This window comes from Piscibacillus halophilus (assembly GCF_900110685.1).
Lineage (GTDB): Bacteria > Bacillota > Bacilli > Bacillales > Alkalibacillaceae > Piscibacillus > Piscibacillus halophilus.
The window spans coordinates 1-21,731 of the sequence record NZ_FOES01000041.1; the positions used below are offsets into that span (position 1 = coordinate 1).

Here is a 21,731-nt window from a genome sequence, read left to right on the forward strand (position 1 = left end):
AAGCCAAAGAGCAATTTCCGAATGAGGAATCGCTCAAACGTTATTTAGTCACGCAATTCCATCATTATATTGAAAAACATAGTATGCGATGTCATAGAGGGTTTGAAAAAGCTAAACCAGAACTACTTAAAATGTTTGAAGCTATCGAAACTTAATCTTCTTCAGTTTTGGAAGTTTAGCTGGTTCTCACCAAGCATCAAGCCAAATACGCTTGACCCTTGGTGAGAACCAGCTATGGGGTTAGTAACTGAAGAAGAAAGTCACAGTCCGACCTGCAAGGTCGTTTATAATAAATAACTAGCTTAATTCTTACAAAAGGGCTTAGTGTCATTTACACAAAATTATTGACACTCCCATCGATTGAATCGATTTAAATAATAAGGCTGTTTTCGTAAAGATTGTTGTTTTTTATAAGGAAGTTTTGTCTTATTTTAAAATTATGGTAAAATAAAACATTTAAAAGGAAAATACATTATAGGGAATGTGTTAGACTTAATATATTGGACGGGGGTAAATATATAATGAAGACTCGAACAAAAGTGTTGATAGCGATTGGAACCTTGTCTTTTTTGATGGTAATATTTTTATATGGAACACAATCTTACTTTAATTATAAAGAAATTAATCTAGCAAGTGATCGATGTTACGAAATAGGAGGCACCCCAATAGTTGAAAAAGATTTCTTAACTTCAAATTATTCATTTTCTTGCAATGTGGATGGCTAAAAAACACTAGCCTGACGTTCAACCGAATCTTGGGAAGAATTTGATGTGCTAAGTAAACCTCTCCTCCTTCCTTGTGTCAAGGGTCTTACGTTCAACATTCTTTCCCTTGCTTTCTCTCTTGTATTGTTAATTATCTTGCTTTAAAACTCCTAAATATTCAACCTATGGACCTACATCTTCACGGTACCTTTCAGCCATGATCCTGACGATTTGAGAAATATGAGTAAAATCATGGACGACCCAAGTTGAAACTAGCTCTCTAACTTTAACCTCGCCAAAGTTCGGATGATATCCCTTTAAATCATATTGGGATGAATCCCTCACTAACTCTTTCAATCTACTAATGTTTTCTTGCCTCACTTTTTCAAATTCACTCAACATAACATTTAAAGGTCGATACGATTTATGTAAATGGGCAAATCGATCAAATGGTGGAAAGGGTTTTACATCACCTTCAGATAAAATATGTTCCAGCCGTGGGATCCAGTTCATCTGGTCTGCTTCAATTAAATGTTCTAACACCTCAATGATATTCCAAGTCCCCTCACCTTCATGAGATTGAAGCCACCCATCAGATAATTCACTCGTTAAAGCATTAAGCGTTTTAGGTGTATTCGATAAAATTTCGATTGACTCATTCAAGTTAAAATTCATTGGCCCACCTCATATAATTTTTAGTTTACTAGTAACAAAATTGATAACACTTTTCAAACCCGACATTCTATAAGTTCAACAAAAAAAGCATTAACCCCTTTCTGAATTAATGCTAGTAATATGAAACACATTTCAAATAGTCTCTCTTTAATAAGCCTAATAAAGTTTAACGTCGCTAAAAATAATTTTTATCTTATTCAATCATGATGATCTTCTGCCTTCACGGCAACCTCTTTTGTCTCATGGACAGTTCCATATGGATGTTCGGGTGGAGCATAAATGGAATACAGCCTTAAGGGGGTGGGACCCGTATTGATTAAGTTATGATACTTACCTGCAGGCACCATAATGGCATCATCTTGATAAACAGGTTGCTGAAAGTCCAGGTAATTCTCATGATCCCCCATCATGACAAGTCCTTGACCATCTTCAATACGTAAAAATTGATCTGTATTCGGGTGCACTTCTAAGCCAATATCTTCACCAACTTCAATGCTCATTAAAGTAACTTGTAAATGGTCACCTGTCCATAAGGTACGGCGGAAATAGTTATTTTGTGTAGTCGCTTTTTCAATATCTACAACAAACGGATTCGATCCGAAGTCTATCCTTCCACTTTGATATGCACCTTGAATAACTGGTACGCCCTGATTAACTTGATTCCAATTATTTTCGTTATAGCCCCAAAAATAAATTGGTTGGTTCCAATGACCATTAGGATATGGGTACATAGGTCTTCTCCTTTCATACAGTCAAACATCTCACATTATCTTATGCAACAGCCTAAATAAACGTGATTAGTTGAAGTACGATATAAAAATGAGAATTTATTAATAAAGAAAAAGGATTTTTAAACGTAGAAAAATAAGCTCTAAATAAAGAAAAACGTCACTTAAATGCAAAAAAAGCCTATTCTTTTTCTGGAAAAAATGTATACGACCACGAATAAAACATGTCGACCACAAATATCAAACACCAAATCACGCTAAGTTGATACAACGTTTCATCAGGATATGGTGAATGTTCATATCCATTCAAAACCCAAGAAAAATCTCTAATATAACCTGCTATCCCGTCAATACTTTGAGCCCCCATCCACCAAAAAAGTGCTTGAATAGCCATAAAGACCAATAAATGCACTAAGCTCTTAACCCGGTAAATTTTCGCAGCTTCATCATGGTCTTGGAGCTTAATCCATCGTTTTTCGTCCTTATTTACAAGGGGGATGGAACGCCATTTACTTATCTTATCGCTCAGCCAATAGTCTATTTTAATAAAGTCATAGATTCCAAATGTACAAGCATATAACACAAAAACAATTAAAATTAATTGGTAGGAAGTGAACTTACCTGTTGATTTATAAACAAGCACTCCTAGACATACTTCAATTGCCGTTAAAATTAAGAATAAAACGATAAAGATCATACTTAATCGCCTTTTCCCTAAGTAATATATTGTTATACCAAATAAAATTAAAGTTAAAAATGACGCGACTTCAATGAGAATAAAGATTGTCCATCCATAATATAAAATAAGGTCCATAATCCAGCTCCTAGAAATAATACTATCCTCTATGAACACTTTACTCTCATTTAGCTTAATTTAACTTTCTACTCATCAATCTAAAAAAAGAAGTTAGATCTGGAATAAATCCGGATCTAACTTCTTTTAATCGTATTATGAATTTGCAATATCGCGCGCTTTGTCAAATTCGTCTTGAATTTCTTGAGAAGGCGCTTGCCCTAATAAACTAACTACAATAGCAACAAGTGCTGCTAATATAAAGCCTGGTACTAATTCATACAAATCACTTGGCACAAATTCAGCCCAAACTACAACCGTCACTGCACCAGTAATAATCCCGAATAAAGCACCATTTCGAGTCATTCGCTTCCAGAACAACGAAAGTAAAATGATTGGTCCAAAGGCTGCACCAAATCCTGCCCAAGCATAAGCTACTAGCTCAAGTACGAGTGACTCATTGACTGTTGCAATCAATAACGCAAGTAAAGCGATTACAACAACAGATAGACGTGCTACCCATACTAATTCTTTATTCGAAGCATTTTTTCTAATGAAACCTTTATAAAAGTCTTCTGCAACAGCTGAAGATGATACAAGAAGCTGTGAATCTACTGTACTCATAATCGCTGCTAGAATGGCTGCTAATAAAATACCTGCAACTATTGGGTGAGTTAATAACTGAGTCAATGCAAGGAAAACCGTTTCTTGGTCTTCTAAAACTCCACCTGACATTTCAATGCCACGCTCAGCTAATTCAGCAGATACATCTGCCGTTGCGAGATACGCATAACCTGCGATCCCTACAAAAATAGCACCAAATAGTGATAATACCATCCATGTCATACCAATAAAACGAGCCGTCGGAACATCTTTAGATGATCGAAGCGCCATGAACCTTGCTAAAATATGTGGCTGACCAAAATAACCAAGTCCCCAAGCAAGCGATGAAATAATACCAATCGTTCCAACACCTTGAATCATTTGAAGGTGTTCTCCATCTGTTAAATTACCGACCACATTAATTGTTTCATTCCAACCACCAGCATTTTGGATCGCTAAGAATGGTAAAACTATTAAAGCTAAAAACATTAATAAACCTTGGATAAAATCAGTCCAACTTACCGCAATAAAACCACCAAGGAATGTATAGCCAATGATAACAATACTACCAATGATTAAGGCACTAGTAGTCGATAAACCAAAACTACTACTAAATAATTTTGCTCCACCTACAAGCCCTGAAGCTGTATAGAACGTAAAGAATAATAGAATAACTGCTGCCGATGCAATACGTAGAGAACGAGAATTGTCTCTAAAACGTTGCTCGAAAAAGTCGGGAATGGTAATGGCATTATTCGAAACTTCCGTATAAATTCGTAAACGTTTGGCGACAAACTGCCAATTTAAATAAGCACCGATGGTTAAACCAACTGCTATCCAAGCCTCAGCCAATCCTGCTATGTAAATAGCACCAGGAAGGCCAAGTATTAACCAACTACTCATATCAGAAGCCCCAGCACTTAACGCGGCCACGGCCGGACCTAGTTTACGGCCACCCAAAAAGTAGTCTGAAAGGTTGCTAGTCAGCCTGTAACCTACTAGTCCAAGGACTAACATACCAACTATGTAAATAATAAAAGTGACTAAAGTCGAAGTATCCATTACTTATTGCCACGCTCCTTCAGCATTGAAATTAATGACAAAATGACGACTAACGACATTGGTACAAATAACCAGAACCATGTACCAAATGAAAGACTAAATTCATCCATTTACCTTCCTCCTTCGATTGATGTGACTATTTTTTAATTTTACACTAAAATTCCGAAGATTCAAATTTCCGTCCTAGTCTAATGTATTCACGTAGGTATTTGGTATGACGAAAAATGTAAGTTAGAAGAGTTTAACTTCCCACTCACTACCGGTTTGTTCGTAGAAAAACTCACTTAAGTCATCAGATTCAAAGACTTTAAACATATCTTCAAAATCATTTGCTAATGGATAATGATGGAGTTCATCTTTTTTCACCCAAAAAACTTCTCCTTCTTCAGAAGCTTTTAACTCACCTTCGTACTGATCCGTTTTATAAAATAGTACGATATAACGTTCGCTTTCGCTTGTCTGAAACTGCTTAACCCCACACAAAGTCGGGTTCTTAATCACAAGTCCTGTTTCCTCATAGACTTCTCTAATGACTGACTCAGCAAATGATTCGCCCTTTTCTATATGTCCCCCCGGAAAAGTTATTCCCGGCCAGTTTTTATTTACGCGATCTTGAACTAGAATGAAGTCTCCATTATACACCATACACATATTGGTCAAAACAGCTTTTTCATTTCTCCCCATCAAATCGACTCCCTTAAATCTTCTCTATTAAAATATTATCATATTTAAAGCGCTTACTTGAATAATCAAAGTTCTCCCCAAGAGAATCAGATAGCATTCCCCTTTGTAATATCAAAAAAAATCCACTACCCGTTTAAGAAGGATAGTGAATTGTTCCTGTTTCAACTAATTGCTTCAAACCATCAAACATCATATTCCAACCAATTTTTGATTGATCATGATACTCCTGGCATGCCTTTTCAATGTCCTCTTTGCTCCATTCTTTCTCATGAGGAACGATAATTTTTTGTTCAAACGTCATTTCGGCCCCTTCTTCAGTCGATTCTATCTCAACTGTTATGGTATCTTCTGATTCACTAAACTGAGGCATCTTAAATGTTTTTACCATACGATTAGGTGATTGTAGTTCAAGGTATTTACCAATCGCTCTGTAATCTTTACCTTCCCTATGATCAACAATTTCCCATTGACCACCGACATGAGGGTCACTTTTGGCGACTTGGTTGGTCGGCTCCGTTGTAAACAACCACTTCTTCATTAAATCTGGGGTAACCCATGCTTCAAAAACTTTTTCTGGACCGACATTAAATGACTTTCCAATTGTTAACGTAATAGTGGATTGATTGGGCATTATAACATTCCTTTCTTGTCTAACCTTTAATTATAAAATTCAGTATAACATTAGTTAAAACCCTTTACTCTATACCTAAATCTTATAGTATTATGTACATAACAAAATTATATTATGGGAGGAACTATGAAAAAAATTTTAATAGTCACTAGTATTGCTGTTATTTTAATCATCAGCGTGGTCTATCTCGTTAATGAATTTTCGAAACATAGGACCTTTCAATTATTTGGAGAATTAGTTTCTGACGTTGAAACCGAAGAAAAAGTAGTAGCATTGACATTTGATGACGGTCCCGGTGTATATACTGATCAGATCTTAGACATTTTAAGGGATCACGATGTAAAAGGAACGTTTTACTTAATAGGGGAAGAGATGGAAAATCATTTTGAAGACACAAAATTAATAGTGGAAGAAGGGCATGAAATTGGTAACCACTCTTATACACACTCTCGAATGATCTTTAAATCTTATTCCTTTATTCAAGATGAAATTGAAAAAACAGATGAATTGATTCGTGAGGCTGGTTATGAGGGGGATATCACCTTTCGTCCTCCATATGGAAGGAAGTTAGTAATGTTACCACTTTATTTGTCCAACCAGGATCGTGAAGCTATCATGTGGAATATTGAACCTGATACGGACCCTGAAATGGCAAAGAGTCCACAAATGATGGCAGAACATGTAGCTGAGAACATCGAGCCTGGTTCAATTATTTTATTACATGTCATGAATGAATGGCGGAAGGATTCTCTAGAAGCAGTAGAACCAATCATTACTTCATTAAAAGAAGAAGGTTATTCATTTGTAACGGTGAGTGAACTGTTGGATATTAAGAAGCAATAAAATAACTAAACGCCCTAGCATTAGCTTGCCTAGGGCGTTTTTGAATTAGTCCAGATTTGTCTATTTAGTTATTTGGTCAAGAATCTCCAGATTATATTCCATTAATGAAATATAATCTTCACCTTGATCAATGTCTTCTTCTGTTAATACCGATAGATTATGAATAGTTAATGGTTCTGCTTCAATCTCTTTTCGAACTACTTCCGACAAACGATTAGAACTGTTTTGTTCAAACAGAACGTAATCTATATTATGTTCCTTAGACTGATTAATAATTTCGATTAACTGTTTTTGAGACGGCTCTTCAGCTGATGAAAGGCCGTTTATATTAATTTGGTTAATTCCGTAGCGTTCTTCCCAGTACCCAAAAGCCGCATGTGACACAATAATAGCTTTATTCTCTTTGGTTGAGAGTACGTCTAAATATTGATCATCTAAATCTGTTAATTGTTCTTTTAATTCTTCAAAATTCTCATTATACATCTCTTCTTGTTCTGGATTCATTTTAATAAGCTCATCTTTTATGATATCAGCAGCTTGAATCATACGTAGTGGATCAATCCAAAAGTGTGGATTATAATCTCCTTCATGATCATCGATTTCGATTGTGACCGGCTCTGATTCTCCTACAACTTCATGATCTTTCCCATAAAGTTCAACTTTTATTTGCTGATCGTTAACCTCAGCTTCCCCTTCAAACTCATCTGAAGTTTGACCATCCACAACAATCCATTCTTCTTCCTCTGGATTTAAAATAAACCAGTGTAAATGATCATAATCGATAGACTCTTCAATTCTTGCTGTCAGATTAATAGCATCACCTGTATGATAATGACCTAACACACCATCTATTTCTATAGGACGATCACTTTGCTCACCTTCATGATCATGGTTGTGACCCTCTTCGTGTGCATGTTCTTCCTCTCCATGATCATGGTCATGATCCTCTTCGTGTGCATGCTCTTCGTCTCCATGATCGTGGTCGTGACCCTCTTCATGTGAATGCTCTTCGTCTCCATGATCATCGATTTCAATGGTGATGGGTTCTGATTTTGCCACAACTTCATGATCTTCCCCATATAGCTCTGCTTTTATTTGTTGGCCATTAACTTCTGCTTCTCCTTCAAACTCATCTGAAGTTTGACCATCTACAACCATCCATTCTTCTTCCTCTGGATTTAATGTAAACCAGTGTAAATGGTCATAATCAATAGACTCATCAATTTTTGCTGTCAGATTAATAGAATCACCTGTATGATAATGACCTGACAAACCTACAATTTCAACTTTTTGAGCGTGATCATCTTCCACAGCATGATGATCATGTTCTTCGTGACTTTTTTCCCCATTGAAAAGCTCATCGTATTGTCCCATTTCAATTAATTTTACATCTTCTGAGTCAAGAGTACTTGCAATATTCTCAGAAAAACCTTCCATTCCTGCTCCTAAATAAATAAACGCATCACTCTCTGATAGTTCAATCATATCCTGCGATGTTGGCTCGTATGTATGAGCATCCGCACCAGGTGGATAGACGGTGTTTACCGTTACAGTATCCCCCGCAATTTGTTCTACTGCGAATTGAAACGGATAAATAGAGGTATAAATCGTAAGCTCTGAATCTTCGTTACTATTAGAAGCCTCTTTAGCTGAACAACCTACTACGAATATACCTATTAATAAGAACGTCACAACTGTTTGAACCAATCTCATATATCATTCCCCTTTTACCAAATTTTTGAACACTAATACTATATCGTAATCATTACGATTTGTAAATAGTAATGATTACGATTTATTTTATTCCAAAAAAATGACCTTGAGTCCAAATAAATCCTAATTTAAACGAATTCAAGGTCTGACCTTCTTTATGTCCTACTTTTATATCCCCAAATAGGTAAAATAATGGCGCACAGAAACGCGGTATAATATGGCAAGTATTTAACTCCAAGTGGTTCATTAAATAGCATCATCCCTATGATTCCAATAAAGCTTGATAATGCGATGCCTATAATAAAACCACCAATGAGTCCAATCAAAATGGCTATAAATATGTTCATTTTAATTATCACCTTCTCTTTTCAAAAATATTAACTCTACGTTTTTCTTTAGTAAGTGATAGGAAATCAATATCATCACAATACCGACGATCGGGTGAATAGCACCTAACAACGGGTTAAAATTTGCGGTAATATACATACCAAACACCGTTATGAATAGACCAAAGATCCCCCAATACGCCCAATTAGGAAGTCTGCCTACGAAAGCAAATAGAAGCAAAAGTACCGGAATATTAAATCCGAATAAGTGAACAAAAAAGGTATGTTTCATCCAATTAGCTGGACTAACAAAAACAGCCATTCCTGCCAAGAAAAATTGAATAATAACCGATAAGAAAAATAAACATAACAAAACGAAAAAAATAAATCTCCCAACTTTGTTTATATTAGATAATGATTCTCTCATAAAATAACAACTCCTCTCTTTGCTAAATTTAGAATAAAACTTATTTCTAAATAAACTCTTTTAAAATCCTTAAAAAATTATTAAGTAATTCTAAAAGTTGAGAGACTCTACCAAACTACTTCCTTTAAAGTTCATCTTGTTTTTCAAACACAAACAATGTGGGATTCAAACCTTTCAAACTCAATGAATAAGATTCCAAACATAAAAGACCTAATCGTTTTGCTTCCCCTAACAATTGATTAACACTTTCGGACAAAATAACGGCCCTTCCTGTAGGCTTTAAAACTCTACAAATTTCATTCATAATATGATGATTGAACAATTTTAAATCCTCGTCAGGTGATATTTGTCTTCCAAATGGTAGATTGGTTACAATTTTATCGACACAACCATTAGATAAAGGCAATTCTCGTGCATCCCAAACATTAATTTGCGCCTTCGTATCATCAATGTTACTCTTAGCAACCTTAGTGACGTCACCAGAAACATCTCCACCAACGATCCGTTTTGCAGAGTATGTGGCTCGTTCAGACAAAATGGTACCTGAACCACAACATGGGTCTACGAAAACATCTGTTGATTTTGGATCTGACAAGTGCACCATCGCATGAGCCACGGTAGGAAGTAATGATGCACGCGAGAACCGTCGTGTCTGACCGCGAAAACGAAACGTCGCATCTGTAAGCCGAAGTGAAAATATCACATGTTGATGTTCAATATCGAGTCTGAATTCCACCTGATGATTTTGAGAGGTTCCAATATTCCAATCAGGGTAATGATTATTAATCCCTTCCATTACTTTTTTTGCTGCTTCAAAACGACTATAAGTTTGTTTTCCTTTACGGCTTGCATTTACCCAAAATAAATCATTATGATCAATAAAATCCAAATCCAACTGAGATATGCGCTCACTTACGTGAGATAAGTGCTTTTTATGTGGACCAATTTGAAATTGATCTATGACTTGAAACAAGTTATCTGCCGACCTTAAAGAACTTAAGCATGTAAAAGTCTTAGCTGTGGTAAAGAAAACTTTCCCTCTATTTATTTCAATTATTTCAGAATCAGTCACCTTGTTGTTAATTTCATCTGATAAAACGTATTCTAATCCAGGCAATACGCTCGCAAAATAAAGAGTCATACTAACGCCTCCATTTTTTGAACGCCGTTTAAGCACAAAAAAAGCCGTAATGAACTAACTTAAGTTTCATCACGACTTCTCCTAAACTTATTTAATAAACTGTTTTGACACGTAAGTGAAGACAGTAGTATTCAACGGCATTATGATGATTAAGTTCATTGACTACTGACACTTGAAAATGGCACAACAAATTAACCCCATTCTAGAAGGGGGGCTTTTCCAAGTATCATGGTTATTCGATTGGTAATTATCGAATAACTGTCAAGAACACTGCCATCATCATGATTAGAATACCTCCGTTCATTTAATATCACTACTATCTTAAAACATCGGATTTAAAAATTCAATCATTGAACTATATACTATTTAAACCGATACCCAACTCCCCAAATGGTCTCGATAAATTCAGGGTTAGATGGATCTAATTCAATTTTTTCTCTTATTTTCCTTACATGTACGGTCACGGTTGAAATATCGCCCATCGAGTCAATTCCCCAGATTCGTTCAAACAAATGCTCCTTACTAAAGACTCGATTGGGATTCGACGCTAATAAAGTAAGTAAATCAAATTCTTTAACAGTAAAAACCTTCTCTTCACCATTGATATAAACTCTTCTGGATTCTTGATCTATATACAATCCTCTGACACGAATCTCTTTTTTGGGTTCATTCCGTTTAACAAGACGGTCATACCTCGCCAAATGGGCTTTAACCCGTGCGACTAATTCATTCGGATTAAATGGTTTTTCGATATAATCATCTGCTCCTCGATCAAATCCACGAATAATATCAATGTCTTCTTTTCTAGCCGTCACCATCAGAATCGGTATATCCTTCACTTTCCGAATTTCTTTACATAACTCAAATCCATCTATGCCAGGCAACATAAGGTCCAGTAATATTAAATCAAAATCCTCGGTTGTTGCTTTTCTTAATCCCTCATCACCTGTAGACACCAATTTACTCTCAAAGCCATTCACTTCAAGATAATCTCGTTCTAATTCCGCGATACTTTTTTCATCTTCAATAATGAGTATTTTCTTCATCATGTTCACCTACTTTTGGGAGGGTCAAATAAACACTCGTCCCAATTCCTTCTTTGCTTTCTGCCCAAACGTTACCACCATGATTTTCGATGATTTGTTTAACGATCGCCAAACCGATTCCGCTTCCACCAGTAGAAGAGTTTCTCGATTCATCGGTACGATAAAATTGATCAAATATTTGTTTAAGGGATTCTTCACTAATCCCACTTCCATTATCTTTGATTTCAACCGTCACCTGGCTTTGATCACTTTTAAGAGTAACCTCAATTTGGGGTTCTTCCTTATCCATATATTTCAAGCTATTGTCAATCACATTTGACATAACGCGATTGATCTTTTCGCGGTCCGCTTCTACTATATAATCCGTACCTTCCTCTATTTGAAAATGGACAGTACCTCCTCTTTCTTGTATATCAAAACGCAACTCATCCACATAATCTTCTAGGTATGCTTTTAAATCCATTTTTTCATAATGAAAAGGAATTTTATTTAAGTTAAGTTTAGAATACATAAACAGTTCATCAATTAAATGATCCAGCTCATTTGATTTTGCAGAAATGGTTTCAATATACTTATTCATTTTTTCTGGTGTATTAGCCACCCCATCACGTATTCCATTAACATAACCTTTGATCGAGGTAATGGGTGTTTTTAAATCATGTGATATGCTGGCGATGAGTTCTTTTCGATTCTGTTCATATCGTTCATTTAACTCTTCGGTTTCTTTTAATTGTTGACGCATCTTTTCAAAAGTCTCTGCTAGTTCACTAATTTCATCTTTTCCTTTAACTTCTATTGAGAAATCGAGATTTCCTTTTGTGATTTCTTGTGCGCCATTAGATAATTGTTGAATGGGTTTAATAATACTCTTCGCAACAAAGTAAGTTAATAAACCATTGGTCACAATAAGCACGATCAACAAACTGATAAATCTTAATGATAAAAACAGACTAATTTCCCCGTCAAAAACAAACAATATTAAATAACTCATCATAATTTCAATCATTAGAAATCCAATTACTGGAATGACCACCATTGCGATGTTAGATAATAGTAATCGTTTCTTAATTGTCATCTTTCTCACCGCCCAATTTTAATTCGTTAAATTCATATTACTATATATTGTTTATCCAAATCATAAGAAAATAGACTGCTAAACCCATGCAGCCTATTAATTAGCCTATTATTAAAATTATTTACCGTATTGTCTTGAAATAATTTAAAGCTGTACCTATTAAGGCAACAATGACTCCAATTACCACTCCAGTCGTAATGCTGCTTATAAAGGCAAAAGTTCTTGTAACCATACTATTTACTAAAGGTGGGATATCTTTTAGATTACCTCCTAAAGTCGGTGGAGTATCAAAGACCGTAGTCCACAATAGTTGATGAGTAACGCCTAATATTAATCCATAGATCATCCCGATTATTAATAGAGGCATAAATGGGCGATTGGATTTTGATAGTACGACAAGGATCCAGATAATAGGCGGAATAATTGCAAGTAACGTATTGATTAAACTCTCAGGCTCTATCCATCTCAAGTCATGAGCAACCACACGTGGAAGACCTAACAGCGCTAGCAGAATAAGTGTATTTAAAGGTAAATCTAATTTTTTATTCATCATGGTGACCTCCTCATTTCATTTCTGAATACATCATACAAAGCACTTCTAAAGTGGCTCTTACTAATTTCTTAAATTTTTATTAAATCTAAAAAAATTGAGCTGCCTAAACAGCTCAATTTTTTATAATCACTTTTGAATAAACTTTTGATCAGAAATATGAAATTGTAAATCGGCAACGTTCTGTATAAACGTTTGATCATGTGATACAAATAGAATAGTTCCTTTATAGGAAGTGATAAAACGTTCTAACGCTTCAATTGCCTTGATATCTAAGAAATTAGTCGGCTCATCTAATAGTAAAATATTATATTCACCTAAGAAAAGTTTACAAAGTTGAAGACGAGTCGCTTCTCCTCCACTTAATGAGCTGACGCTTTTTTGTAGATCTGTTCCAACAAACATCATAGAATGTAAAACACTTCTTAGGAATCCTTCATCATACTCAGAGCGATTCTTCAAAAATTGAAGGACCGTTTCATCACTATTAAATTGATAGCTCATTTGTTGGAAATAACCCATCTTAGCCTTTGGAGATATCGTTAAGCCAGATCCCCGATTCACGATATACTGTAGTAACGTGCTTTTCCCGCTACCATTGATTCCTGTGATCGCTATTTTTTTACCTAAGGGAATTTGAAAACTGACTTCGCTTAGTAACACTTTTTCCTCTATACGAAGAGTTAGACGATCCGCAAATATCGGCACTTTGTTATGCAATTCAAGAGCTTTTGATTGATGAAATTTTATTGGCCTATCTTCTTGTACAGCCTCTACTTCCTGAAGTTTTTCCATGCGATGTTCAATTGACTTGGCTGCGCGTTGTAAAGCCTTTTGGCCAGTACCTTTAGATTTCGTTTCAAACATTCGATTAGCTTTAGCCTTCGATTCCTTTTTTGACATGGATGATGCTTTGGCAATTTTACTAGCCTTTTGCATTTTTTCTTGAGCCGCTTTTTCAAGTCGACTCTTTTCTTTCAAATATTGTTCATGAGCTTGATTTTGTTGTTCACGCTCTAACTGTTTTTGTGCTACATAGTCACTGTAATTTCCCGAATAGACATTGACCTGACCTTCATTCACTTCCCAAATGGTTGTGACGAGTTCATCTAGTACAGTTCGGTCATGACTAATCAACACTAAGGCACCATAGTAATAACGCAATTCATCTAGCAAATATAAAATCCCATCTTGATCTAAATGTGTCGTTGGTTCATCAATTAATAAGGCTTCGTGATAATCCGTCAATAATTGGGCAAGTTTCAATCTTGTTTGTTCCCCACCACTTTTAACTTCGTTTTGTATATTTAATTTTCCTAATAACTTCGGATCTGCTTCATAGTTACCCGGAGCGTCCACTTGTTCAAAATAACCAAAACCTACATGAGTTTCAACATGGCCATTTGTCGGTTGAACTTCACCTGCAAGCAACTTTATTAAAGTACTTTTACCAGCCCCATTTTTCCCAACAATCCCTATACGATCAAATTGGTGTATAGCTAATCGGTCAATCTTCAATATTTCTTTATCCAAATAATTTACTTCAACATTTTCTAATTCAAAACAGATTTTTTCCATCTTGGCTACCTCCCGAAATCGTAATCATTTCGTATCGATAGCTAGGATCGATACGAGTTTTGTTTAATAAACAAAACTCGTATCAAAAGAAAAGTAACATCATCATCAAAATTCCCCCTATCTATTAAAACAAAAAAATCACAGACCTCTGTCTGTGATTTAAGTAAAAGGAATATGACAATCCGACCAAATAGATTTCTTATCACAAATAACCCTTCATAAATGGGCAAATAAAAAAATAAAGAAAGACAGAATGATCCGCCTTTCTTCACATGAAATCATAGTATTTGAAATGAAGATTATTAAAAAAGGACAGACTACTCCCATATACTCTGTTTCACAGACAGAGTCATTGGACCATATTTAATTACTGGTTCAAAGTTGGGAATCGTAGTCTCATAGCATGCGTCACTTTTTAATAATCCTCCTTAACGTTTAAAATATATAAAAGTATTATATACACCTTATTAAATATGTGTCAACAGCACTTTTAAATCTAGAGTTATAGATGAACCACACATTTTTAGGCACAGATAGTTAAGATTCATGTCTTTTTCTATTTTATGATGAAGTCAAAGGAGGTCATCGGAATGAGTTCATTACAGAATATGAATGCAGCCATCGAATACATTGAAGATCATTTGAAGGAAAACATTGATTATCAAAAAGTTTCTCAACTAGCTCAGTGCTCTGAATTTCATTTTAAACGCATGTTTTCAACTTTAGCAGGTGTACCACTTTCTCTTTATATTAGAAGACGTCGAATGACTTTAGCAGCCATCGAATTAAAGCATACGAATAAACGCATTATAGACCTTGCTATGGATTATGGGTATACTTCCCCGAATTCCTTTGCACGAGCTTTCCACGATATTCATGGTGTGAAACCGTCAGCAGCAAAACAAGACTATCAACTTTTAAAATCATATCCGAAAATGACCTTCCAAATCATTGTCAAAGGAGTAGAAGAAATGAATGTTAAATTAATTGATAAGGAAGCATTTAAGATCATTGGCATTAAAAAGAAAATGAGGGTCTATGAGAATGATGTGGATCCAGAGGTCAATCGATTATGGAAAAATGTCGATAAGGAAACATTAAATGAATTAAAACAATATAACAACATCGATCCGAACGGCATCTCTCATATTGTTATTAACTATGAAGAGATGCCAGACACTGATAAAAATGGGTCTATCGATTATTATTTTGGAGTAGCAACCACCAAAGAGATTGAATCACCTTATGATCTATTAGAAGTACCTAAAACTCAATAGGCAGTTTTCGAGGTTGAAGGTGATTGGTTGAATGTTCAAGAAACCTGGGAAAGAATATATCAAGAATGGTTCCCTTCTTCTGAATTTGAGCATCAAGGCGGCCCTGAAATACTAAGTAATCAAGAAAACATCCATGAAATCTGGGTTCCCATCGTTAAAAAAAGTAAATAATAAGTTAAACGGACTTATGGATGATTAATCTATAAGTCCGTTTTATCGTGCGCAACCTTATTTGGAAATTTTGATTAGTCATTTGGAAAAAAAGGTCTTCAATTTGCGAGATTGAAGGTTTTACTTGGATGAATCTAGATTTTAGTTGTAAGTCGTAATAGCCTATTTGGAAAAATAACATCTTTATTTGCGAAAACTCCACTTCAATTTGCAAACGACAAAAAGAAAACATTTTTCTTCTAAGAAAATGCCCACCGCTTAATTCCCACTAACTATTTCAATAGTCATTTATTAACTTGTTGTTTTAAAGTACTATGAATTTGATTCGCAACAGCCAATGCTTGTTCATCTTGTTGAATTTCACCAGGTTGATTCCCTTTCCCAAGCACATATCCTTCAAAGGAAATTCCTATAAAATTAAAAATGTGCTGAAACTGTTCAATCATAGGCAGTCCTTTTATTAATGGGTTATCTCCACCTACCGCAATGACATAAGCTTTTTTAGAAGACATGACACCTTTAAAACCAGGATAATTAGGATCTTTTAATGTTTGTGACCAGCGATCAATAAATAATTTCATGGTGCCAGACATGCTAAACCAATAAATAGGTGTTGCGAAAATGAGAATGTCATAACTTAGGACTCGATCAATCACATCGTTATAATCATCCTCTACTTCCTTAAATCCACTTGGGTCATGTCGCTGATCTTCAATTGGTTTAATGTCATAATCCTTTAAATATATTTTCTCCACAGGTAAATCTTGAATAACCTGTTCGGTTAAAGTCTCCGTATTACCGTTTGTTCTGGTTCCTCCATAAATAACTCCAACTTTCATCCTTTTCGCTCCTTTTGTTAATTTGTTGTTTGGTTACTCATATCTTATAATGGAATAATAAATCAATAAAGATGATTATTTCGATTAAAACAATCAAAAATTTCGATTGATGGAGGTGGCTTCATTGGAGATTAAACAACTGATTACTTTTAAAATCGCCGCTGAGAATTTAAACTTCACAGAAACAGCAAAGATCCTCAACTTTGCTCAATCAAGTGTAACAGCACAAATTAAATCCCTTGAAAAAGAACTTGACACGAAATTATTTGAGCGATTAGGGAAGAAATTATATTTAACTGAATCCGGAAGGCAATTTAAAGATTATGCAGAGAAAATGATCACACTTTCAGAGGAAGCAAAATTGGTAACCAGTGGGATTCAAGAGCCTTCAGGAACTCTTGTCATTGGAGCGCAGGAAAGCCAATGTACATACCGTCTTCCACCATTACTCAAAGAATTTAAACATCAGTTTCCTAATGTCAAACTGGTTTTTAAACCTGCTCATTCTGATGAAATGGCTAAAGAACAATTACTGAAAGGAAATCTTGATGTTGCTTTCATCATGGATGTGGTTAAACCAAGTGACTCACTAACTATGGAAACTCTTATTCAGGATGATATGAAGCTTGTCGCTTCACCCAAGCATCCCTTAGCCAGTAAAGCTAAAGTCTCCACTAAAAACTTGGAACATGAAACCTTACTTTTAACCGATCAAGGATGCTCTTATCGTACGATTTTAGAAGAGGCTTTACGAGAAGCTGATGTTTTTCCTTCTAATAAGTTTGAATTTGTAAGTATAGAAGCGATCAAACAATGTGTAATGGCGGAACTAGGAGTAGCTTTATTACCAGCCATGGTAGTAGAACGAGATCTTGAGGCTGGCAGGATGAAAGAACTCAAATGGGAGCAAACCGTTCCTCCCTTTTTCACTCAGATTGCTTGGCATAAAGATAAACAACTGACCATTCCTTTGCAATCTTTTATAGAGTTAACTCGACGGACTTTGAAAGATCATCAACTAAATTAATTCAAGTTCACATAATTGATTGTCAACGAAAAGAATGTGTCTACAGTTCTTTTCGTTACCTTAGTTTATAGATTTTTAATGATAAATTATGGCTTAGCCCATATTAGATATAAATAACCAGCCAAGTAACGTTCTTCCCTAATGAGTTTTAAATTAGATTTTTTAACAAGTTCGGAAATATGTCTGTTCTGGACACCCTACTAGCTTTAGTGCTAAAGGATCCAAGAATTTTTGCAACCATGCTACTGTTTTGTTTGTACTAATTCCATGCTCCAACAAAAGTATTTTCCCTTCTGGCTTACACCATTTCTGAAAATTATTTAGCACGTTGACTGGTTCTTGATAGGCACATAAACTTGCCGAAGACACAATCGTATCAAAACTGTTTGCGTTAAATTCAATCGATTCAACATCATCTTTCATAAATGTCGCTTCAAAAGGAAAATTTTTGGCTGCATTCTGTGCTACTTTCAACATTTCCTGACTAAAATCCAATCCTGTCAGTTTAACGTCCCTACTATAGAAAGGAAAATTAAGTCCAGAACCAATGGCAACTTCCAGAACCTTTCCTTCTGCTTCTTGAAAAATCCTTTTACGATACTTATAAGCAAAATCATTATTTCGTCGTTCATCATATTTTTTTGCCTGTTTATCAAACTTATGAATTAACCTTTGCCGATTCATCCAATCCCTCTTCTCTGTATCAGGAGTCCGGCCATGCGGCCAGTATTAATACGACTCAATAAAACAATCACAAAATTTTCTGATTTATTTTAGCTTAACACATAATGGATAATCATTCATTTTTATTAGTGGGAACAAAAAAAGAAAGACAGAATCATCTGCCTTTCTTCACTTATATCCATTAACTCTTTATTTTTTGATTAACTAACTGGTTGATCTTTATGACTCGTATAAGCATCTAGCAATTCGCGCACTTCGTCTGTCGACTCTGTGCTCATCAGTTTGTTTCTTAACTCACTCGCCCCTCGGAATCCTTTAACGTATATTTTGAAGAATCGGCGAAGTGGTTTAAAGACACGTGGTTCCAGCTCTTCTGAATACTTGTCATGAAGATCGAGCTGTAGTCTAAGAAGATCGAGCAATTCCTCACTGGTGTGCTCTTTCTTCTCTTTTTCAAACGCAAAAGGATTATGAAAAACTCCTCTCCCGATCATAACGCCATCAACACCATATTGATCGACGAGTTCAAGCCCTTTCTGACGATCAGGGATATCACCGTTGATAGTCAGCAATGTTTGAGGTGCTACTTCGTCTCGAAGCTTCTTAATCTCGGGGATTAGCTCCCAATGCGCAGAAACGTTACTCATTTCCTTTTTCGTTCGAAGATGGATCGAAAGGTTAACAATATCCTGTTCAAACAAATGTTTCAACCAATCGTACCATTCATCCACTCTTGAATAACCAAGTCTTGTTTTAACACTGACAGGTAGACCACCAGCTTTGGCTGCCTGGATAATATCAGCAGCAACATCTGGACGGCGAATCAATCCACAACCTTTTCCTTTCGTTGCCACATTTGGTGCAGGACAACCCATGTTAATATCTATTCCACGATAGCCCATTTCTGCCATCCCAATACTCATTTCACGGAAGTATTTAGGTTTATCTCCCCAAATATGAGCCACAATTGGTTGTTCGTCTTCTGTATACGTTAAACGCCCACGCAAGCTATTTCGCCCTTCTGGATGGCAATAACTTTCGGTATTCGTAAACTCTGTAAAGAACACATCTGGTCTAGCCGCTTCACTTATGACATGACGAAACACAACGTCTGTCACAGCTTCCATTGGCGCAAGCACAAAAAATGGTTTGGGTAGCTCATGCCAAAAATTTTCTTTCATCATATTTCGAACCCTTTCCTTACAAATCATGACTATATATCTTCTCAATCATTTGTGTAATCATTCAGCCATTATATAATGTAATAGCAATAAGCAAAAAGTGCAAGGAAATTCAACTAGAAAAATATGCAAAAGCTTATGCTTATCTCGTTAAAAGTGCGATCGACTCTATATGGCTTGTCTGAGGGAACATATCCACAGGTTGCATTCTTTTAACTTCATACCCTTTTTTCACTAAGTACTTTAAGTCACGCGCTTGCGTCTCAGGGTTACAGGAGATGTACACGACGCGAGACGGTTTTAGTTTTACTAAACTAGATAAGAATGCTTCGTCACTACCACTTCGAGGTGGATCTAAAAAGACGACATCTATATGCTCACCTTGTGCTGCTAGTTGAGACATGTACTCGCCAGCATCAGCTTGATAGAATCGTGCATTCTGTATATTGTTACGCTTAGAGTTTCGAATCGCATCCCGAACCGCGTCTTTATTTAGCTCGACACCTATAACCTTTCCAGCTGCTTTACTTGCGACAAGGCCAATGGTACCAATCCCGCAGTAAGCATCCACCACTTTTTCCTTGCCAGTGAGTTCCGCCATCTCAATGGCCTCGTTATAAAGTTTTTCGGTTTGGACTGGGTTAATTTGATAAAAGGACTTCGCTGAGATTTCGAACTCCAAGCCACATAGCGTGTCTGTGATAGTTCCTTTGCCAAATAAAACTTTTTCTTGATCGCCAAGCACCATGCTGTCGTTTCTGTTGTTAATGTTCAGCAGAATTGTTGAGATTTCTGGGTGCTCTTTTCTTAATGCTTTCACGAAGTTTTTCTTACCCTTAAACATCGGATTAGCTGCCACTATGACGACCATAATCTCTCCACTTTTTTTACCGACCTTTACCATCACGTGTCGTAAAAAGCCTTGACCAGTATCTTCGTTATAAGGTTGTAGTTTAAATGACTTAGCTAATTCCGTGACTGTTTGGATAATTTCATCTGCTTTCGGGTCATGAATAATGGAACCCTTCATTGGGATGATTCGATGCGAATTGGGTGCGTAAAGTCCGCTAATGATTTGTCGCTTTTTATTCAAACCAAATGTCATCACATTTTTATTTCGGTAATCATATGGATGGTCCATCGTTATGATAGGGTTTGGCTTACCAAAAGGCTTCATCAGATCATCGACAACCTTTTGTTTGAAACGTGCTTGTGCCTCATATTTCATATGTTGAATCTGACAACCACCACTCTCGTGATCCTTAAATGGTGGTTGAACCCGATCACCTGACGTTTGAATCAGTCGTTTCAGCTCCGCATTGAAAAAACGGCCTTTTTTATAAATGGCCACTTCAGCCGTTTCCCCAGGAAGTAACTGTTCGACTTCTAGTTGCTTCCCATCCCATTGAATAATTCCTTTACCTTCATTAGTAAGACCCTGACAAGTGACTTCAACTATTGTACTTTTCTTACCTCCGCCTTGGTTGCCCGATGTGTTTGGTCTATTTTGTTTTTTAACTTGTTGATTAGGTTTATGAGGTCTTTTTTTAGACCCATTATTTTTACGTTTAGACATTTAGATCTACCAACTTTTCTTCAATGTTTGACACTCTATTATAAGCTACCCAATGCTTTGAGTAAAATATACGTAAATCGAGTAGGAGGAGGTGATTAACCTCCGACCTCTCACACCACCGTACGTACGGTTCCGTATACGGCGGTTCAATAGTTTGAGTGTGCTTTCTCGAGAAGTTGGTTCAAGTCTTTTAGACCAGCTTTCTCGAGAATTTTATTGTTAATAGCTCTGTGAAGTATATGGCTACATGCTATGCACCAATATCCCTTCCTTGTATTAGCCCATTCCCAAGCTTTTTGTTTTGGTATTTTAAGCTGAACAAGACTTTTATATCTTGTTTTAACCTTTTTCCATCGCTTCCAAATAATTTGTCTAATCCTACGTCTAACCCATTGGT

The 21,731-nt window shown here is 35.9% G+C and carries 22 protein-coding genes and 2 pseudogenes; 5 read left to right on the top strand and 19 right to left on the bottom strand.

The window, feature by feature from the left end:
- Positions 1-155 (top strand): annotated as a pseudogene (locus BMY57_RS16320) (IS256 family transposase); the annotation flags it as partial.
- Between the two features lie 732 nt (positions 156-887).
- Here BMY57_RS16320 and BMY57_RS13345 read toward each other — a convergent pair.
- From BMY57_RS13345 to BMY57_RS13370, 6 genes are all read right to left on the bottom strand, one after another.
- On the bottom strand, positions 888-1,379 hold the full coding sequence (locus BMY57_RS13345; protein WP_091775311.1) for a DinB family protein: 492 nt from the start codon (positions 1,377-1,379) through the stop codon (positions 888-890).
- Between the two features lie 197 nt (positions 1,380-1,576).
- Positions 1,577-2,110, bottom strand: a complete 534-nt coding sequence (locus BMY57_RS13350) for a cupin domain-containing protein (protein ID WP_091775314.1) — start codon at positions 2,108-2,110, stop codon at positions 1,577-1,579.
- Between the two features lie 178 nt (positions 2,111-2,288).
- Positions 2,289-2,921 carry a hypothetical protein gene (locus BMY57_RS13355; RefSeq protein ID WP_091775317.1) on the bottom strand — a complete coding sequence of 211 codons (633 nt, stop codon included), beginning with the start codon at positions 2,919-2,921 and terminating at the stop codon, positions 2,289-2,291.
- 135 nt (positions 2,922-3,056) lie between these two features.
- Positions 3,057-4,565, bottom strand: coding sequence for a sodium/proline symporter PutP (gene putP / locus BMY57_RS13360; protein ID WP_091775320.1), 1,509 nt, complete (start codon positions 4,563-4,565; stop codon positions 3,057-3,059).
- 231 nt (positions 4,566-4,796) lie between these two features.
- Positions 4,797-5,249, bottom strand: a complete 453-nt coding sequence (locus tag BMY57_RS13365) for an 8-oxo-dGTP diphosphatase (protein ID WP_091775323.1) — start codon at positions 5,247-5,249, stop codon at positions 4,797-4,799.
- A 133-nt stretch (positions 5,250-5,382) separates the two neighbouring features.
- Positions 5,383-5,880, bottom strand: coding sequence for an SRPBCC family protein (locus BMY57_RS13370; RefSeq protein ID WP_091775325.1), 498 nt, complete (start codon positions 5,878-5,880; stop codon positions 5,383-5,385).
- A 126-nt stretch (positions 5,881-6,006) separates the two neighbouring features.
- Between BMY57_RS13370 and BMY57_RS13375 the strand changes: the two genes are divergently transcribed.
- A complete protein-coding gene (locus BMY57_RS13375; protein ID WP_091775327.1) occupies positions 6,007-6,723 on the top strand; it encodes a polysaccharide deacetylase family protein in 717 nt (238 codons plus the stop codon).
- A gap of 60 nt (positions 6,724-6,783) precedes the next feature.
- Here the strand turns inward: BMY57_RS13375 and BMY57_RS13380 are convergent, their stop codons facing one another.
- The 9 genes from BMY57_RS13380 to BMY57_RS16495 form a co-directional block, all read right to left on the bottom strand.
- Positions 6,784-8,436, bottom strand: coding sequence for a metal ABC transporter solute-binding protein, Zn/Mn family (locus tag BMY57_RS13380; RefSeq protein ID WP_091775329.1), 1,653 nt, complete (start codon positions 8,434-8,436; stop codon positions 6,784-6,786).
- 155 nt (positions 8,437-8,591) lie between these two features.
- On the bottom strand, positions 8,592-8,783 hold the full coding sequence (locus BMY57_RS13385) for a DUF5957 family protein (RefSeq protein WP_091775332.1): 192 nt from the start codon (positions 8,781-8,783) through the stop codon (positions 8,592-8,594).
- Between the two features lies 1 nt (position 8,784).
- A complete protein-coding gene (locus BMY57_RS13390; RefSeq protein ID WP_091775334.1) occupies positions 8,785-9,189 on the bottom strand; it encodes a DUF6220 domain-containing protein in 405 nt (134 codons plus the stop codon).
- Positions 9,190-9,313: 124 nt separating this feature from the next.
- Positions 9,314-10,330, bottom strand: a complete 1,017-nt coding sequence (locus tag BMY57_RS13395; RefSeq protein ID WP_091775337.1) for an EmtA family 23S rRNA (guanine(2470)) methyltransferase — start codon at positions 10,328-10,330, stop codon at positions 9,314-9,316.
- A 362-nt stretch (positions 10,331-10,692) separates the two neighbouring features.
- Positions 10,693-11,376 (bottom strand): response regulator transcription factor, encoded by a 684-nt coding sequence (locus BMY57_RS13400; protein ID WP_091775339.1) that lies wholly within the window; start codon positions 11,374-11,376, stop codon positions 10,693-10,695.
- Complete coding sequence (locus tag BMY57_RS13405) at positions 11,354-12,451, bottom strand: sensor histidine kinase (protein ID WP_091775342.1); 1,098 nt, start codon at positions 12,449-12,451, stop codon at positions 11,354-11,356. The genes BMY57_RS13400 and BMY57_RS13405 overlap by 23 nt, the downstream gene beginning before the upstream one ends.
- Before the next feature lie 121 nt (positions 12,452-12,572).
- Positions 12,573-13,001, bottom strand: coding sequence for a hypothetical protein (locus BMY57_RS13410; RefSeq protein WP_256205312.1), 429 nt, complete (start codon positions 12,999-13,001; stop codon positions 12,573-12,575).
- 129 nt (positions 13,002-13,130) lie between these two features.
- Positions 13,131-14,579 carry an Msr family ABC-F type ribosomal protection protein gene (locus tag BMY57_RS13415; protein WP_091775346.1) on the bottom strand — a complete coding sequence of 483 codons (1,449 nt, stop codon included), beginning with the start codon at positions 14,577-14,579 and terminating at the stop codon, positions 13,131-13,133.
- A gap of 367 nt (positions 14,580-14,946) precedes the next feature.
- Entirely contained in the window at positions 14,947-14,991 is a 45-nt protein-coding gene (locus tag BMY57_RS16495) for an erythromycin resistance leader peptide (protein WP_142301762.1), read from the bottom strand.
- A gap of 178 nt (positions 14,992-15,169) precedes the next feature.
- On the opposite strand from BMY57_RS16495, the gene BMY57_RS13420 reads away from it, so the two are divergent.
- Complete coding sequence (locus BMY57_RS13420; protein WP_218143551.1) at positions 15,170-15,856, top strand: AraC family transcriptional regulator; 687 nt, start codon at positions 15,170-15,172, stop codon at positions 15,854-15,856.
- Positions 15,857-15,868: 12 nt separating this feature from the next.
- Positions 15,869-16,027 (top strand): annotated as a pseudogene (locus BMY57_RS16205) (GyrI-like domain-containing protein); the annotation flags it as partial.
- Between the two features lie 284 nt (positions 16,028-16,311).
- Here the strand turns inward: BMY57_RS16205 and BMY57_RS13425 are convergent.
- A complete protein-coding gene (locus BMY57_RS13425; protein ID WP_091775349.1) occupies positions 16,312-16,866 on the bottom strand; it encodes a flavodoxin family protein in 555 nt (184 codons plus the stop codon).
- A 124-nt stretch (positions 16,867-16,990) separates the two neighbouring features.
- On the opposite strand from BMY57_RS13425, the gene BMY57_RS13430 reads away from it, so the two are divergent.
- Entirely contained in the window at positions 16,991-17,893 is a 903-nt protein-coding gene (locus BMY57_RS13430) for a LysR family transcriptional regulator (protein WP_091775351.1), read from the top strand.
- A 162-nt stretch (positions 17,894-18,055) separates the two neighbouring features.
- Here the strand turns inward: BMY57_RS13430 and BMY57_RS13435 are convergent, their stop codons facing one another.
- The 3 genes from BMY57_RS13435 to rlmD all read right to left on the bottom strand — a co-directional run bounded on the left by BMY57_RS13435 (position 18,056) and on the right by rlmD (position 21,334).
- Entirely contained in the window at positions 18,056-18,577 is a 522-nt protein-coding gene (locus BMY57_RS13435) for a class I SAM-dependent methyltransferase (protein WP_091775353.1), read from the bottom strand.
- A gap of 200 nt (positions 18,578-18,777) precedes the next feature.
- Positions 18,778-19,758, bottom strand: a complete 981-nt coding sequence (locus BMY57_RS13440; RefSeq protein WP_091775358.1) for a tRNA dihydrouridine synthase — start codon at positions 19,756-19,758, stop codon at positions 18,778-18,780.
- A gap of 142 nt (positions 19,759-19,900) precedes the next feature.
- Positions 19,901-21,334 (bottom strand): 23S rRNA (uracil(1939)-C(5))-methyltransferase RlmD, encoded by a 1,434-nt coding sequence (gene rlmD / locus BMY57_RS13445; protein WP_091775356.1) that lies wholly within the window; start codon positions 21,332-21,334, stop codon positions 19,901-19,903.
- Positions 21,335-21,731 lie beyond the last annotated feature (397 nt).